The 14,819-nt window shown below is 63.5% G+C and carries 15 protein-coding genes and 1 pseudogene; 12 read left to right on the plus strand and 4 right to left on the minus strand.

Annotated elements, in window-relative coordinates; translation table 11 throughout:
- Nucleotides 1-302 precede the first annotated feature (302 nt).
- The gene (locus ACQ4WN_RS09440) at nucleotides 303-1,910 is read left to right on the plus strand and encodes a hypothetical protein (RefSeq protein WP_436551296.1); all 1,608 of its coding nucleotides are present in this window, start codon (nucleotides 303-305) and stop codon (nucleotides 1,908-1,910) included.
- 92 nt (nucleotides 1,911-2,002) lie between these two features.
- Here the strand turns inward: ACQ4WN_RS09440 and ACQ4WN_RS09445 are convergent, their stop codons facing one another.
- Nucleotides 2,003-3,367, minus strand: coding sequence for an amino acid permease (locus ACQ4WN_RS09445; RefSeq protein ID WP_436551297.1), 1,365 nt, complete (start codon nucleotides 3,365-3,367; stop codon nucleotides 2,003-2,005).
- Nucleotides 3,368-3,557: 190 nt separating this feature from the next.
- Here ACQ4WN_RS09445 and ACQ4WN_RS09450 point away from each other — a divergent pair, with 190 nt between their 5' ends.
- On the plus strand, nucleotides 3,558-4,241 hold the full coding sequence (locus ACQ4WN_RS09450) for a YoaK family protein (protein ID WP_436551298.1): 684 nt from the start codon (nucleotides 3,558-3,560) through the stop codon (nucleotides 4,239-4,241).
- Here the strand turns inward: ACQ4WN_RS09450 and ACQ4WN_RS09455 are convergent.
- Nucleotides 4,238-4,780, minus strand: coding sequence for an acyl-CoA thioesterase (locus tag ACQ4WN_RS09455; RefSeq protein WP_436551299.1), 543 nt, complete (start codon nucleotides 4,778-4,780; stop codon nucleotides 4,238-4,240). The two genes, ACQ4WN_RS09450 and ACQ4WN_RS09455, sit on opposite strands and share 4 nt — an antisense overlap.
- Before the next feature lie 44 nt (nucleotides 4,781-4,824).
- On the opposite strand from ACQ4WN_RS09455, the gene ACQ4WN_RS09460 reads away from it, so the two are divergent.
- From ACQ4WN_RS09460 to ACQ4WN_RS09470, 3 genes and pseudogenes are all read left to right on the plus strand, one after another.
- A complete protein-coding gene (locus tag ACQ4WN_RS09460) occupies nucleotides 4,825-5,550 on the plus strand; it encodes a GntR family transcriptional regulator (protein ID WP_436551300.1) in 726 nt (241 codons plus the stop codon).
- Nucleotides 5,543-6,280, plus strand: coding sequence for an SDR family NAD(P)-dependent oxidoreductase (locus ACQ4WN_RS09465; RefSeq protein ID WP_436512321.1), 738 nt, complete (start codon nucleotides 5,543-5,545; stop codon nucleotides 6,278-6,280). The genes ACQ4WN_RS09460 and ACQ4WN_RS09465 overlap by 8 nt, the downstream gene beginning before the upstream one ends.
- A gap of 8 nt (nucleotides 6,281-6,288) precedes the next feature.
- A pseudogene (locus ACQ4WN_RS09470) lies at nucleotides 6,289-6,426 on the plus strand (aspartate racemase); the annotation flags it as partial.
- A gap of 12 nt (nucleotides 6,427-6,438) precedes the next feature.
- On the opposite strand, the gene ACQ4WN_RS09475 reads toward ACQ4WN_RS09470, so the two are convergent.
- The gene (locus tag ACQ4WN_RS09475; RefSeq protein ID WP_436551301.1) at nucleotides 6,439-6,921 is read right to left on the minus strand and encodes a heme-degrading domain-containing protein; all 483 of its coding nucleotides are present in this window, start codon (nucleotides 6,919-6,921) and stop codon (nucleotides 6,439-6,441) included.
- A gap of 94 nt (nucleotides 6,922-7,015) precedes the next feature.
- Here ACQ4WN_RS09475 and alkB point away from each other — a divergent pair, with 94 nt between their 5' ends.
- Nucleotides 7,016-7,678 (plus strand): DNA oxidative demethylase AlkB, encoded by a 663-nt coding sequence (gene alkB / locus ACQ4WN_RS09480; protein ID WP_436551302.1) that lies wholly within the window; start codon nucleotides 7,016-7,018, stop codon nucleotides 7,676-7,678.
- 79 nt (nucleotides 7,679-7,757) lie between these two features.
- On the opposite strand, the gene ACQ4WN_RS09485 is transcribed toward alkB, so the two are convergent.
- On the minus strand, nucleotides 7,758-8,114 hold the full coding sequence (locus tag ACQ4WN_RS09485) for a VOC family protein (protein WP_436551303.1): 357 nt from the start codon (nucleotides 8,112-8,114) through the stop codon (nucleotides 7,758-7,760).
- Between the two features lie 163 nt (nucleotides 8,115-8,277).
- On the opposite strand from ACQ4WN_RS09485, the gene folE2 reads away from it, so the two are divergent.
- The 6 genes from folE2 (at nucleotide 8,278) to ACQ4WN_RS09515 (ending at nucleotide 14,808) form a co-directional block, all read left to right on the plus strand.
- Nucleotides 8,278-9,201 (plus strand): GTP cyclohydrolase FolE2, encoded by a 924-nt coding sequence (gene folE2 / locus ACQ4WN_RS09490; protein WP_436551304.1) that lies wholly within the window; start codon nucleotides 8,278-8,280, stop codon nucleotides 9,199-9,201.
- 21 nt (nucleotides 9,202-9,222) lie between these two features.
- Nucleotides 9,223-9,390, plus strand: a complete 168-nt coding sequence (locus ACQ4WN_RS09495; protein ID WP_436551305.1) for a hypothetical protein — start codon at nucleotides 9,223-9,225, stop codon at nucleotides 9,388-9,390.
- Nucleotides 9,391-9,476: 86 nt separating this feature from the next.
- The gene (blaOXA, locus tag ACQ4WN_RS09500; protein ID WP_436551306.1) at nucleotides 9,477-10,295 is read left to right on the plus strand and encodes a class D beta-lactamase; all 819 of its coding nucleotides are present in this window, start codon (nucleotides 9,477-9,479) and stop codon (nucleotides 10,293-10,295) included.
- Nucleotides 10,292-10,687 (plus strand): hypothetical protein, encoded by a 396-nt coding sequence (locus ACQ4WN_RS09505; RefSeq protein WP_436551307.1) that lies wholly within the window; start codon nucleotides 10,292-10,294, stop codon nucleotides 10,685-10,687. The genes blaOXA and ACQ4WN_RS09505 overlap by 4 nt, the downstream gene beginning before the upstream one ends.
- 74 nt (nucleotides 10,688-10,761) lie before the next feature.
- A complete protein-coding gene (locus ACQ4WN_RS09510; protein WP_436551308.1) occupies nucleotides 10,762-13,227 on the plus strand; it encodes a penicillin-binding protein 1A in 2,466 nt (821 codons plus the stop codon).
- Nucleotides 13,228-13,266: 39 nt separating this feature from the next.
- Nucleotides 13,267-14,808: a cryptochrome/photolyase family protein gene (locus ACQ4WN_RS09515; protein WP_436551309.1), complete on the plus strand. Its 1,542-nt coding sequence runs from the start codon at nucleotides 13,267-13,269 to the stop codon at nucleotides 14,806-14,808.
- Nucleotides 14,809-14,819 lie beyond the last annotated feature (11 nt).

The raw sequence follows: 14,819 nt of genomic DNA on the forward strand, positions 1-14,819 counted from the left end.
TTGAGCAACAGTATAAATTTACTTGCGGCAACAGTTCCAATTTGAGTTAAATGACGTGCCCTGCTGGCGCCGACGCTGGGGCGGAGCGTGATTTGTATCAAGAGTGAAAAATTTTCATGCCGCACTGCGCTCATGATTTCACATTTCACGTCGATATAGCTGTGTCAGCCTGGCACCTGAAGCGCCGTGTATCCCACGTCTGGCTGAAAGTAGGCTAGCTTGACGGTTGATTGTTATCAAAAACTGAAAGTTATGAATATCTCACCGCTGCACCACACCTCGTTTAGCAAGGCATAACGACCATGACCTCCGTCTCCCCGATCCCGAGCTGGAATCCAGGCCCGTCCCGCGCCTCTGCCGCCACGGCAGGCAGGGCGGACACGCCCTCATCCCCGGTGCCGAGCCCTTCCGCCATCGTCGCCTTCGGCGGCCCGCCGGCCGTCTCATCTCTCGTGCCTTCGCCGATGGTGTGGGAAAGCGCGTCGCGCGACAAGGTGAGCGAGGCGATGACGAAAAGCTTCTCTTCGTATGCGTTTGGCGGTCGCTTCAGCGGCCTTGGCGCGGCCATGCTGGGTCAGGCCAAGCTGGGCAACTACAATTTCTCGCAGGCGATGCGCCAGCCGCCGCCGAGCACCACGCCGAATGTCTATGCGGCGTCCGGCATCGCGCCGGGCAGCCTGCACGGTAATGGCGAAGACCGGGTTGCCCTCGGCATCACGACGAAAAGCGGCGTGGAAGTCAAGCTGGCACTCGACAGCCAGGGCGACGGATTGGCCGTGAACATGACGACGAGCGGCGACCTCAGCGACGCTGAAGCCAGGGCGCTGGGGGACCTGGCACAAGGTTTTCAGGAAGCCATCGACGGCATGGGGCAGAGCACGCCGAAAATCAAGCTGGAAGGCTTGATGCAGTTTGACCAGCAAGTGCTGGCCTCGGTGAAACTGCATGCGGAAGTGAAGGTGCGCGGCGAGCCGGAAAGTGTGCAAACCCTGGATTTCCAGGCCGACGGCGCGCAGCGCAAGGTCAGCTTCAGTGGCGAGGCCGGCAGCCTGGACCTGAAGGTCGATGCCAGCCAACTCAACACCCTGGGCAGCAAGGAACGGCAAGCCAAGGCGCTGGGCAGCTACATGAAGCAGTTCGACCAGGCAGCGTCGCGCGGCCATGGCGATGCGGGCCTGGTGTCCATGCTCAAGGACAGTTTTACGGCCTTGCACAGCAATACCGCCACGCCGCAGGTGGCCACGGACAGCCCCGAGACGGGCAGGTGGCGCCTGGCGGCCGAGGACAAGTCCATCCTGACGGGACTGGCCGATTTCAGCGCCTCCGTGTCGCAAGCCGTGAAATTCAGCAATCCCATGCGCAGCGCGGAAAAGGATGGCTTCAATTATGAAGTGTCGCAAAAGACGGTGCAGGCCGGCGCCAGCCAGGATGCGCGTTCGATCCGGCAGCAGCAGCAATCGAAGCTGAGCGCCAGCTACCATGAGACGCTCGTCCCCGGGGTGCCGCTGCGCCTGACGGCCAGCACAGAATCGCAGAACTATACTTACCACCAGATCGAGGATACGGCCAGCAGCGACGCGCAAGTGGCTTACAAGGATGGCAAGATGGTGAAGGCGAGCTTGCAGCAGGAGGGCCGCCAGTCCGAGCACGTCATGAAGTATTTCCTGGGCAAGCTGGAATCGGACAAGACCACGCCGGGCAATTATTCCGTGCTGCGCGACCTGCTGCCCGTATTGGGGCCGTACAAGACGGGCGAGAAGGACACGTCGCCCGAGGCGCGCTTGGAGCAGCGCAAGCAGGCGCTGCTGACGTTGAGCGACGACGTGCTGCTGCAATCGTATGCGGGCCAGACCGTCAGCATGTGGCAAGCCGATATGCAGCAGGAAAAGGGCGAGGCTGCCGCCGCCTAAAAACGCCAGCGCCCAATGCGAAAAGCCCGTCTGCGAAGACGGGCTTTTTGTTTGTTGATGACCTGCTTATTGCTTGATACAGCGCAAGGCAGCTATGCCTTGGCCTTGTTTTGCTTGATCCAGTAACCGATGCCCAGCGCAGCGAGCCACACGGGTATCAGGTAGACGGAGATGCGCAGGCCCGGCGTCAGATACATGATCACCAGGATGCCGGCCAGGAAGACCAGGCACAGGTAGTTGGTGAACGGGTAGCCCAGGCTCTGGAACAGCGTCGTTTTGCCTTCGATTTTTTTCTGCGCGCGGAAGCGCAGGTGGATCCAGCTGATCATGGCCCAGTTGATGATCAGCGCCGACACCACCAGGCCCATCAGCACTTCGAACGCTTCGCCCGGCATGAAGTAATTGACTACGACGCAGGCGCCCGTGGCCAGCGCCGACACGCCCAGCGCCACCAGCGGCACGCCGCGGCGGTTCAGGTGCAGCAGGGCGCGCGGCGCATTGCCTTGCTTGGCCAGGCCGAACAGCATGCGCGTGTTGCAGTACACGCCGCTGTTGTAGACGGACAGGGCGGCCGTCAGCACCACCACGTTCAGGGCAGTGGCCACCAGGTTGCTGTCGAGTGCATGGAAGATCAGTACGAAGGGGCTGCCGCCGGTGACGACGTTTTGCCACGGGTACAGCGACAGCAAAATACCGAGTGCGCCAATGTAAAAGATCAGGATGCGGTAGATGGCCTGGTTGGTGGCGCGCGGAATCGTCGTGCTCGGGTCGTCCGCCTCGGCCGCCGTGATGCCCACCAGTTCCAGGCCGCCGAACGAGAACATGATGACGGCCATGGCCATCACCAGGCCTTGCCAGCCATTCGGGAAAAAGCCGCCATGCTGCCACAGGTTGGCCACCGACGCCTGCGGGCCCGCGTCGCCGGAAGCGAGCAGGTAGGCGCCGAAGACGATCATGCCGATGATGGCGACCACCTTGATGAGGGCGAACCAGAATTCCATTTCGCCGAAGGCTTTGACATTCAACAGACTGATGGCGTTGATGGCGCAAAAGAAGACCAGCGCCGAGACCCAGGTAGGAACGCCCGGCCACCAGTACTGCACGTAGATGCCGACGGCCGTCAGCTCGGCCATGCTGACCAGCACATACAGCACCCAGTAATTCCAGCCCGACAGGAAGCCGGGCAAGTGGCCGCAGTATTTGTCGGCAAAATAGCTGAAGGAGCCTGCGACGGGTTCATCGACCACCATCTCGCCCAGCTGGCGCATGATCAGGAAGGCGATGACGCCGGCGATGCCATAGCCCAGCAGCACTGAAGGGCCGGCCATCTTGATGGTTTGTGCGATGCCCAGAAACAGGCCGGTGCCGATGGCGCCGCCCAGGGCGATGAGCTGGATGTGACGGCTTTTCAGGCCGCGCTTGAGCTCTTGTGGTTCGGTATTCCCGACTGCCGTCATATGTTTTATCCTGTTTTTACGGGGCTGAGGTCGCTGATTCTAAAGCATGGGCGCGCAAAGCAGGAGCGAAATGCATGTTGCACTGCGGGGGCGCAAGAAAAGCCTTGCATCTTCGCCCAACGGCGCGCTAATCCACTGCCGCCCGCGACGGCGGCACGGTATCATGATGGCAAATTTTTGAGGAGCGTGTATGAATCTGGCGCAGCGCAGCCGTTTGCAAGGCATCAGCCTGGGCTTTTTGGCCGGCTATGTCGATACCCTGGGCTTTGTCGCCCTGTTTGGCCTGTTCACGGCCCATGTGACGGGCAACTTCGTGCTGATCGGCGCGGCGCTGGCCAACGCCACGCATGCCTCGATCGCCCTCAAGCTGCTGGCGTTTCCTGCGTTTGTCGTGGGCGTGGCGGCGGCGCGGCTTTTGAGCGTGGCGGCAGAGCGCCGCGGCGGACCGGCGCTGCGCCTGACGCTGCTGCTGGAGCTGGCGCTGCTGCTCGGTTGCATGGTGTCTGGCGTGCTGGCCGAACCGCTGGCGGCGGAGCCGGGCGCGTTGGCCACGACGGCCGGCCTGTTCGGCGCGGCGGCCATGGGTGCGCATAGCGCCATCAGCCGGCTGCTGCTGGCGCACCTGGCGCCCACGTCCATGATGACGGGCAATGTGACGCAGTTGGTGATCGATACGGTCGACGTGCTGCGCGGCGCGGCCGATGGCGCCACGCGCGAGCGCTGCGTCAAATTCTTCTGGCCCCTGCTGGGTTTTGCCGTGGGCGCCATCCTGGCCGCCTTTGCTTACCTGGCCGTGGGCTTTGCCGCGCTGGCCGTGCCGCTGGCCATCTTGCTGGTGCTCATTGCGCTAGAGCCGGCACGCTTGCCAGCTTAATCCTGCGCGCTCTGGCGCACCGCGACGATGGCCGGTTCGTACACGGCCAGAAACTCCGGCGGCAGGCGGCGCGCGCGGCCGCTGCTCAGTTCGATGCAGATCAATTCCCAGCGTCCGCGCACGACGGTGGCGCCGTCGTTGTCGCGGATCAGCTGGAAGCGCCGTTCCATGCTGGAGCGGCCGTCGCTGGCGCATAGCCAGGTGGCCAGCGTCAGTGCTTCGCCAGCCCTGGTAGGCAGCAGGTAGTCGTATTCGCCGCGGCGTATCGCCATGGCCCTGTCCAGGCGCCGGTAATCGTCCAGATCGAGCCCCAGGGTGGCCGAATGGTGCCAGGCGATATGCTCGCACCAGCGCACATACACGGCGTTGTTCGTATGCTGCAAGCCGTCGATGTCGGCCGCTTCTGGCGTGACGGGCAGGGTGTGGGCGTGCGGATAATCCCAGTTCAAGTGCGATCCTTTCGATACGGTGGCGGCTGATTGTACGTTCTTGCCGTGTTTTTTGTCTGCGGCGCACACGGGAAAAACACTGTTTTTCATGTTGATGTATGATGCATCATAATTTCAACATTTCAAAAACACGCATGAACCATCAATTCGACAGCCTCGTGCACGTCAACCTGGGCAAATCCGTGTACGCCATGCTGCGCGAAGCGCTGGCGGCCGGGCGCTACCAGCCGAACGACCGGCTGCGTATCCGCGAGCTGGCGCTGCAGCTGGGCACCAGCGTCACGCCCGTGCGCGACGCCATGCTGCAACTGGTGCAGGAAGAGGCGCTGGTGCTGCGCTCGCCGCGCGACTTCCGCGTGCCCGTGCTGGGCGTGGCGCGCTACCTGGAAATCCGCGCGCTGCGCCTGGAACTGGAAGGGCTGGGCGCGGCTGAAGCGGCGCTGCGCATCGACGACGCCACCCTGGCCGACCTGGAGCGCCTGCTGCAAGCGAATGAAGACGCCATCGCGCGGCACGACCTGGCGGCGGCCCTGCAATGCAACCAGGCGTTTCACCTGGGGCTGGCGCAGGCTGCCGGCATGCCGACATTAAAACGCTTCGTCGACCACCTGTGGATGCAGACGGCGCCCCTGATCGCCGCCGGCTACGCCAGCTTTTCGCCCGACATGCGGGTTGGCCACCACCACGCCATCATCAGCGCGCTGCGCCAGCGCGACAGCGCCGCCGCGCGGCGCGCCATCGAACAGGATATTCTCGACGGCGGGACGCAGATGCTGGCCTATGTCATGCGCCAGGAGCGCATCCACGCTGCAGGTATTGCAGAACAAAACGCAGAACAGGACAAGGAACAACATGACTGAACAAAAAACCGCCATCGTCACGGGCGCCAGCCGTGGCATCGGCCACGCCGTGGCCGAACGCTTCCGCAGCCTGGGCTGGAGGGTCATCACCGTTTCGCGCAGCCCGATTCCCGGTGGCTGCCCGCGCAGCCAGGAGCACAACACGCATGTGTGCATGGATTTGTCGGACCTGAGCCAGATCGGGCAGATGGTCGAGACCCTGCGCCCCATGCTGGGCGACTCGAAGCTGCACGCGCTGGTGAATAACGCAGGCGTGTCGCCAAAAGGGCCGGGAGGTTCGCGCGTCAATTCCCTGACCACCGACATGCAGACCTGGCAGGAAATGTACAACACGAATTTCTTTGCGCCGCTGGCCCTGACGCGGGGCTTTGCGCAGGAATTGTCGAACGCGCACGGCTCCGTCGTGAACCTGTGTTCGATTGCCGGCTACCGCGTGCACCCGTTCGCCGGCTCCGCCTACGCCAGCTCGAAGGCGGCCTTGGCGTCGCTGACGCGCGAAATGGCCAACGACATGGCGCCGCTGAACGTGCGCGTGAACGCGATTGCACCGGGCGAGATCGACACGGCGATCCTGTCGCCCGGTACCTCGCACATCGTTGACACGCAAATTCCCCTGCGCCGCCTGGGCACGACGGCCGAAGTGGCCGATCTGGTGGAGTTTTTATGCAGCGAGCGCGCCTCGTATATCACGGGCGCGGAAATTCCCATCGACGGCGGCCAGCGCATTTAAGGAAAATCATCAGCAAACATATCGGCATCGTCGGTTGTTCTGCCGAAGGCGCGGCCCTGTGCTACCGCACCATCTGCGAAGAGGGTGCGCATGCGCTGGGAGCATATGAACACCCGGAAGTGACGCTGCACACGCCGTCGCTGGCGCGCGCCGCCTGACTATTTATCCAGCTGCGTGTCCAGCTGCGCCTGCAGCGCGGCCACCACCAGCGCATGGTCGTCTGCCTGCGCCAGGCCGGAAACGGTGACCGTGCCGACCAGTCCCACGCCGCGTAGTAGCAGGGGGAACGCGCCGCCATGGCCCGCGTACTCGATGTCATCGAGGTATTTCACGTCTTCGAAGGTGCTGCCGCGGCTCTTATACGAGATGCCCATGTAGTAGGAGCTGCGGCAAAAGCGCTGCACCGTATTGTTCTTGCGGCGTATCCAGTCTGCCTGGTCCGCCGTGGCGCCCGTCATGGCGTGATGGAACAGCACCTGCCCATTGCGCGTGATGTTGACGGTGACGGCCTTGCCCCGCTTGCGCACTTCTTCGACGATCCACAGGCCTACGGCCAGCGCCGCGTCGTTGTCGAAGCGTTCGAATTGCAGGGATTCTTCCTGTTGCGCGAGGGTGTGCAGCAAATCGGCGTAATGATCCATCGTGGAGGCGGGCGGTAGTGGCTGGAAGCGCTACTGTAGCGCACCATGGGGCAGTCGCGCGCGCTTTTTCCACGCCGGGCCTACAATAGACGGCATGAACCTGTCCCTGTTTGCCGATGATGATTATGCCCGGCCCGGCCCGGCGCCGCTGGTTCCCGGCTCTTCCGCGTCGTTCCTGCTGCGCGGTTTTGCGCTGCCGTATCTGCACGAGATGCTGCCGGCATTGGACGCCATCGTGCTGGCGGCGCCCTTGCGCCACATGGCCACGCCGGGCGGCTTGCGCATGTCCGTGGCCATGAGCAATTGCGGCCCCCTGGGTTGGGTCACGGATGGGCGCGGCTACCGCTATGCGCGACTCGATCCTGCCAGCGGCCTTCCATGGCCGCCCATGCCGCCCGCGTTCCTGCGTCTGGCGCAGCAGGCGGCGCTGGCGGCCGGCTATCCGGGCTTCACGCCCGACGCCTGCCTGCTCAACCGTTATGCGCCCGGCGCGCGCATGGCGTTGCACCAGGACCGCGATGAGTGCGATTTTAATGCGCCCATCGTTTCCGTCTCGCTGGGCCTGCCCGCCATTTTCCTGTTCGGCGGCGCCGAGCGCGGTGACAAGGCGGCGCGCATCGCCCTGCTGCATGGCGACGTGGTGGTGTGGGGCGGCGCCGACCGCCTGCGCTTCCATGGCGTGGCACCCCTGAAGGAGGGGGAGCACGCGGTGCTGGGCACCCAGCGTATCAATTTGACATTTCGCAAGGCTGCCTGAGCCGGCGCCAGGACGTTCCCGGCTTGAGCATATCTTGCAGCTCGCTACCGAGACCCAGTACGACCAGCAGATGCATGGCCTAGCTTGCCATCGCGTGTCCCAGCGCCTGGACGAAAGCGAGATGGTTGCCGTCCGGGTCGGTGAGCATGATGGTGCGCACTTGCGCCGTCCTCGTCAGCGCACCGTGCGCCACGTTCAGCTGCTGCAAATGCGTGGCCAGCAGATCGATATCGTCGACGGCCAGCGTCACGGATCCGCCACCGGCGCGCTCGGGCTGTTGGTACAGCTGCAGCCCGCCGCCCCGGTCGAATTTCCATTCAGCGACTTCCGGCATGGGGCGGGTGTCGGCTTCCTTGTCCAGCAGGCTGGCATACCAGGCGCTCGATGCGCTCAGGTCGCGTACTGCCAGGCTGGCGATGGCGTTCAGGATGGGCATGAGGATACTCCTTGATCGAGGGCAGGTATCAGGATAGCGCCGGGACGCGCGCCGCTTCCGTGCGGGCGCGCACCTTGTCCTCTTTATATATGCAACTTGCTTGCAAATACGGGGAAACTTCTTCACTATATGCAATTGATTTGCATATTGAGGATGATCCCGAATGAAACGCGATGAGCAAAATATGTCCTTGCCCGATGTCGCCGCCAGTGGCAATACCGGCGAGCGCTTGCCACTGGAGTGGGTAGGCATGCAGGGTATTGCCTTGCCTTTGTGGCTGGAAGAGGGCGGTCACGCGCAGCAGGTACATGCCTGGGCCGACGTGCAAGTCGATTTGCCCGATCCGCACATCAAGGGCATCCACATGTCGCGCTTGTATCTGCTGCTCGATGCGTTTGCCGCCGCGCAGCCGCTCGATCCAGGCGCGCTGGCCGCTGTGTTGCGGCGCATGGTGGACAGTCACGCCGATTGCGGCAGCACGCAGGCGCGCATGGCGCTGGCGTTTCCCGTGCTGCGGCGCCAGCCGGCACTGTTGACGGCGGGACTGTCGGGCTGGAAATCGTATCCCGTGCGCCTGCAGGCCAGTTGCTCCCCGCAGGGCTTTGTCCTTTCACTGACGGTGGAGATCGGCTATTCGTCGACCTGTCCATGTTCGGCGGCGCTGTCGCGGCAGTTGCTGGCCGAGGCCTTTGCGGCGCAGTTCGGCAGCGGAAGCGTCGACGCCACTGCCGCGCGCGCCTGGCTGCGGGAACAGGCCAGCCTGGCCACGCCGCATAGCCAGCGCAGCACGGCGACGGTCACCGTGGCATTGACAGAACAGGCGGAATTGGACCTGTTTCCCCTGATTGACCTGGTGGAAGCCGCGCTGGCGACGCCGCTGCAGACGGCCGTGAAACGGGCCGATGAGCAGGCGTTCGCGCGCTTAAATGGTGCTAACCTGATGTATGTGGAGGACGCGGCCCGGCGCGTGCAGGCGGCGCTGGTGCCACATTATGCGCAGGCGCGTGTTACCGTTCGGCATATGGAAAGCCTGCACCCGCACGATGCCGTGGCGCAGGCGGGCCAGCTTGCCCGCATTTTTAAGTAATCGACCCTGGAGGAAGACAGCATGCCGGAGAAAATTGCGCAGGAGCCTGGCGAAGGCAGCCTGGAAGAGGAACTGGAGCGCGAACGGCGCGAACATGCGCTGATCGACGAGGAAAAGCTGGGCATGGACGAGCTTGAAGAGGAGCACCTGAAGCGGGAGCGCCAACCGGGCGCGCCGGCAGGGCATTAGCGCGCATGCACTGCATCAGCGCTGGCATCGCGCCGCGCTGCCCGGTACAATTTCGCTTTGTCCTGCTCCCCCAACCCCGGAGGCCCATGAAATATCGCGCATTTTTCCCGTTCATCCTCGGCCTGACAGGCGCCGTCCTGACCGCCTCGCCAGCCCAGGCCGCCACCATCTGCACCGCCATGGCCGATGCCAGGACGGGCGCCGTCTTGTTGCAAGAGGGTAATTGCATCGACCGCGTCACCCCCGCATCCACCTTCAAGATCGCGCTCAGCCTGATGGGCTATGACGCCGGTTTCCTCAAGGATGAGCACAAGCCGACCCTGCCATATCGCCAGGGCTATGTGGACTGGGGCGGCGACGCCTGGCGCCAGGATACGGACCCGTCGCGCTGGATGCAATATTCCGTCGTCTGGTATTCGCAGCAGATCACGCAGGCACTGGGGGCCGAGCGCTTCCAGAAATACGCCAGAGCTTTGCGCTATGGCAATGCGGATGTCTCGGGCGACCCGGGCAAGGAGAATAGCCTGGAGCGCTCGTGGATCAGTTCTTCGCTGAAGATATCTCCGCTGGAACAGCTGGGCTTTTTGCGCAAACTGGTCAATTACCAGCTGCCCGTGAGCAAGCAGGCGATGCAGGAAACGCAGCGCCTGACGCGCCTGGCGGACGTGGATGGCTGGCAAGTGCATGGCAAGACGGGCGCGGCCTTCCCGCGCAAGGCCGACGGCAGCTTTGACGAAGCGCACGGCTATGGCTGGTTCGTGGGCTGGGCCAGCAAGGGCGAGCGCAGCATCGTCTTTGCGCGCCTGGTACAGGACGAGCAAAAAGGCCTGCCGTCGGCGGGACTGCGCACGCGCGACGCCATGCTGAAAGAATTGCCGGCCCTGCTGGAGCAGGCGCAGAAGTGACGGCCAGCATCGTCGCCGCCACCTTCATCGCGACCGAGGGCGACTATCTGGAAGCCATCATCGAAGTGGACGGCCAGCGCCTGCACGTGATGGACGAGTTCGGTGGCGCGCAGATGGCCGCCGGCACGCAAGTTCAGCTCGAACTGTCGCCCATGCCCAGCGAGCGTGACGACTGGGACACCATCTTTCGCGCCAATCCTGGCCGGGAGCAGGGGTTGCGCCGGCTTGACGGCTGGCGCTACCTGGCGCTGGGCGTCGTCGTCAGCGTCGACCCCGTCATCTGCGACTGTGGCCTGCTGCAGCTGGAAAATCCGTTCACAACGCATGACGCGCGCTGCGTGGGCGCGTATGTCGGCGTGACATTGGCGCGCCTGGATGCTTGCCTGGCGTAAAATCCGGCCCGCTTTGGTGCCCGCCCTATATACTTGCTGAAACGGATCATCCGGCATCAGACAAGGTTACAAGCATGGCATCAGGCATGGAGCAGTTTCAGGAAAAAGCACGGCAGGCGTTGATACAGGCGCGCGCGCAGGTCGTTCGCGTGGCGGGCGTGGCGTGGGCAAAGGCCGTAGCGCTGTACCGGCGCGGTCATGCGCATTTGATGACTTTGCCGCCTGTGCGGCGCGCGCTGGTGCTGGGTTTATGGTCTTTCCTGGCGGTACTGGCCTTGGTGACGCTGTACATGCTGTTGCTGATCCCCTTGACGCCCAGCATCCACGACTTGCGCCAGGCGCGCGCGGCCGCACCGAGCACCATGGTCAGCGCCGATGGCAAGGAACTGGTGCGTTTCGACCAGGGCTTGCAGGAACGGGTCACGTTAAAACAGATTTCACCGAACGTGATCAGCGCGCTGATCTCGACGGAAGATCACCGTTTCTACGCACACCACGGCATCGACTTCACGCGCACGGCCGGCGCCATCCTGCACACGGCCGGAGGCAATCCTCAGGGTGGTTCCACCATCACGCAGCAGCTGGCGCGCAATATGTTTCCAGAGGAAATTGGCCGCTCGCGCAACCTGAACCGCAAGCTGAAGGAGCTGATCACGGCCCTGAAGATCGAGGCTACCTACAGCAAGACGGAAATCCTGGAAGCCTACCTGAACACCGTGCCTTTCCTGTACAACACCTACGGCATCGAAATGGCGGCCCGCACGTATTTCGACAAGCCCGCGTCGCGCCTCGATATCCTGGAAAGCGCCACCCTGGTCGGCATGCTCAAGGGCACGAATTACTACAACCCCGTCGGCAACCCGGAACGCTCGCTGCAGCGGCGCAACGTGGTGCTGGGCCAGATGCGCAAGCATGACGTCATCGACGAGGCGCGTTACAAGCAGTTAATCAAGCGTCCGCTGCGCCTGCATTTCGAGCGCCAGAGCGAGCGCGCGCAGTCGGACAGCCATTTCACCGCCTATGTGCGCAAGTGGCTGATCGACTGGGCCGACGAGAACGATTACAACCTGGAACTGGACGCCCTGGTAGTGCACACCACGCTCGATCACGATTTGCAGCAGGCGGCCGAGCGCGCCGTCGAGCGCCAGGCCAACGCCTTGCAGGCCATCGCCGATGTGGAATGGAGCCGCGCCGGCGTGCCTTCGTCCACTTCGACGGGCATGTACGCAGGCATGCAGGCCGGCAGCGTGCCGTTCGATTATTTCTGGAAATCGCATCCGGCCCTGCTGGACGCTTTCGTGCGCGAGTCGGGTGACTACCGCAAGCTGACGGCCGCCGGTAGCACGCCGGATGGCGCGCTGGCGCAGCTGAAGGGCGACCGCGCCTTCATGGCGGCCCTGCGCAAGTCGAAGACGCGCCTGGAAGCAGGCTTTGCGGCCATGGACCCGGCCACGGGCGCCGTGCGCGCCTGGGTGGGCAGCCGCGACTTTGCGCGCGAACAATTCGACCATGTATCGCAGGCGGCGCGCCAGCCCGGCTCCACCTTCAAGCCCATCGTATATGGCGCGGCGCTGGAAAAGGGGCTAAGCCCTGAGCACGTCTACCGCGATGAAGTGATGGATATCAAGGCGGCCGACGGCACCAAATGGCGCCCGACGGACATGAGCGGCACCACGGGGCGCGACATGACCATGCGCGACGGTCTCGTGTACTCGAAAAACACGATCACGGCGCAAGTGATGCAGGACGTGGGCTTGCCGCCGATCATCAAGCTGGCGCGCGCGCTGGGCATCCGCGACAGCAAGCTGGAAAAAGTGCCGTCGCTGGCGCTGGGCACCAGTCCCGTTACCTTGCTGGAAATGGTCAACGCTTACGCCAGCATCGCGGCCCAGGGCGAAGCGCGCCTGCCGTTCGTCGTCACGCACATCACGGACCGCGAAGGCAAGGTCATCGCCCGTTTCGGCGAAGACAAGCCCCAGCGCGCCATGCAGGCGGCATCGGCAGCGACCCTGACAGACATGATGCGCGGCGTGATCGACCGCGGCACGGGCACGGCCATCCGCAGCCGCTTCGGCATCCGCTCCGACGTAGCCGGCAAGAGCGGCACCACGCAAAACAATGCGGATGGCTGGTTTATTTTGATGCACCCGGAACTGGTGGGCGGCGCCTGGGTGGGTTTCAACGATGCACGCGTCACCATGCGCAGCAATTACTGGGGCCAGGGCGGCCACAATGCCGTGCTGGTGGTGGGCGACTTCTTCAAGACGGCGCTCGACACGGGCAAGCTGTCGCGCGACGCCATCTTCCCCGGCGGCAAGCCGCCACCGCCGCTGCGCCATGTGGAGCCGGTCGAGGCGCCACAGGACGAACCGGTGGAAGAGCCGGGCAACTTGCTGCAGGAAGGCGCGCCGCCTGCGCCGCTGGCCATGCCAGCCGAAGGCGAGGGCGGGCAGGAGTCGCATGGCAAGGCGGTGCAGGAGCCGGTTCCCGCGCCTGCACCGGCGCCGCAACCGGCAGCGGTGCCGGCGCCGCAAGGATAAGCGCCGCCACCACGAATTCAACCATTACTAAGAATAATCATGACCTCACGCAAGCCCACACTGCGCCTGATACTCGGCGACCAGCTCAATGCGCAGCATCGCTGGTTTACCGAAGTCGATGACGCCACTATCTATGTCATGATGGAGGTAAGGCAGGAAACGGATTATGTGCTGCATCATGCGCAGAAAATCCTGGCGATCTTCGCCGCCATGCGTGATCTGGCGCGCCAGCTGCGCCAGCTTGGCCACAGCGTGCATTACATCGCCATCGACGACGTGGAAAGCACGCGGACGATACCGGAGAATATCGAAGCGCTGATTCGCCACTTTGACGCCGGCGCCTTCGAGTATCAGGCACCGGACGAATGGCGCCTTGACCAGCAGCTGTATCAGGCGGGAAGACGCTCGGCCATCCCCTGGCTGATGGTCGACAGCGACCATTTTTATACGGCCCGCCACGAGGCCGCCGATATTTTCGCCGGACGCAAGCAATGGCTGATGGAGTTTTTCTACCGCCAGATGCGCAGCACGCACCAGGTGTTGATGGAAGACGCGAAAAAACCCGTCGGCGGCCAATGGAACTTCGATCACGATAACCGCAAGCCCTGGCGCGGTACGCCCGCCGAGCCGCAGGATCCGCGCACCGTGCATGACCATTCCCTATTGTGGCAAAGCATCGTCGCCGCAGGCGTAAAAAGCTTCGGCGCACCGCATGCAGAGCGGCTGGCGTGGGCGCTGAACCGGGATGAGGCACTGCAGCAGCTCGATGCCTTCATCGAGCGGGCCTTGCCGCATTTTGGCGATTTCCAGGATGCGATGAGCGTCAAAGCCTGGCGCTTGTTTCACTCCCTGCTATCGTTCGCGCTGAATGTGAAAATGCTGAACCCGCGCGAAGTCGTCGCGAAGGCGCAGGCGGCTTATCACGCCGGCCACGCCCCTTTGGCGGCGGTCGAGGGATTCATCCGCCAGATACTGGGATGGCGCGAATATGTGCGTGGTGTTTACTGGGCGCATATGCCCGGCTATGCCGAGAAGAACTTTTTTGGCCACACGCGTCCGCTGCCTTCATGGTTCTGGGATGGCAAGACGAAGATGCATTGCCTGTCGCAGGCGATTACCCAGTCGCTGGAACAGGCGCATGCGCATCACATCCAGCGCCTGATGGTGATCGGCAATTTCGCGCTGTTGGCCGGCCTCGATCCGGCCAGGGTGCATGGCTGGTACCTGGGCATTTATATCGATGCCTTCGAGTGGGTGGAGCTGCCCAACACCGTTGGCATGAGCCAGTTCGCCGATGGCGGCTTGCTGGCCACCAAGCCGTATGTCTCCAGCGCAGCGTATATCGACCGCATGGGCGATTATTGCAAAGGTTGCCATTACGATAAAAAGGCGCGCGTCGGCGAGCGCGCCTGCCCCTTCAATGCCCTGTACTGGGATTTTTTCCATCGCAATGCAGACACCCTGGAACGCAATCCCCGCATAGGCATGGCGTATCGCCAGCTGGAGAAAATGGACGCGGCGACGATCACGGCTTTCCGGCAGCAGGCGGCCACGATGCTGGCCAGGCTCGATTCCCTGTAACACAGGGCAAT

Origin of the sequence: Janthinobacterium pasteuri, assembly GCF_051380775.1 — a bacterium.
Taxonomy (GTDB): domain Bacteria; phylum Pseudomonadota; class Gammaproteobacteria; order Burkholderiales; family Burkholderiaceae_D; genus Janthinobacterium.

Excerpts from the sequence above, each read along its gene's own strand:
- ACQ4WN_RS09475 (WP_436551301.1), bottom strand. The coding sequence starts at position 6,921 with ATGGATCATTACGCCGATTTGCTGCACACCCTCGCGCAACAGGAAGAA.
- ACQ4WN_RS09510 (WP_436551308.1), top strand. The coding sequence starts at position 10,762 with ATGGCATCAGGCATGGAGCAGTTTCAGGAAAAAGCACGGCAGGCGTTG.
- ACQ4WN_RS09460 (WP_436551300.1), top strand. The coding sequence starts at position 4,825 with ATGAACCATCAATTCGACAGCCTCGTGCACGTCAACCTGGGCAAATCC.
- ACQ4WN_RS09440 (WP_436551296.1), top strand. The coding sequence starts at position 303 with ATGACCTCCGTCTCCCCGATCCCGAGCTGGAATCCAGGCCCGTCCCGC.
- blaOXA (WP_436551306.1), top strand. The coding sequence starts at position 9,477 with ATGAAATATCGCGCATTTTTCCCGTTCATCCTCGGCCTGACAGGCGCC.
- ACQ4WN_RS09450 (WP_436551298.1), top strand. The coding sequence starts at position 3,558 with ATGAATCTGGCGCAGCGCAGCCGTTTGCAAGGCATCAGCCTGGGCTTT.
- ACQ4WN_RS09495 (WP_436551305.1), top strand. The coding sequence starts at position 9,223 with ATGCCGGAGAAAATTGCGCAGGAGCCTGGCGAAGGCAGCCTGGAAGAG.
- folE2 (WP_436551304.1), top strand. The coding sequence starts at position 8,278 with ATGAAACGCGATGAGCAAAATATGTCCTTGCCCGATGTCGCCGCCAGT.
- ACQ4WN_RS09455 (WP_436551299.1), bottom strand. The coding sequence starts at position 4,780 with ATGAAAAACAGTGTTTTTCCCGTGTGCGCCGCAGACAAAAAACACGGC.
- alkB (WP_436551302.1), top strand. The coding sequence starts at position 7,016 with ATGAACCTGTCCCTGTTTGCCGATGATGATTATGCCCGGCCCGGCCCG.
- ACQ4WN_RS09515 (WP_436551309.1), top strand. The coding sequence starts at position 13,267 with ATGACCTCACGCAAGCCCACACTGCGCCTGATACTCGGCGACCAGCTC.
- ACQ4WN_RS09485 (WP_436551303.1), bottom strand. The coding sequence starts at position 8,114 with ATGCCCATCCTGAACGCCATCGCCAGCCTGGCAGTACGCGACCTGAGC.
- ACQ4WN_RS09465 (WP_436512321.1), top strand. The coding sequence starts at position 5,543 with ATGACTGAACAAAAAACCGCCATCGTCACGGGCGCCAGCCGTGGCATC.
- ACQ4WN_RS09445 (WP_436551297.1), bottom strand. The coding sequence starts at position 3,367 with ATGACGGCAGTCGGGAATACCGAACCACAAGAGCTCAAGCGCGGCCTG.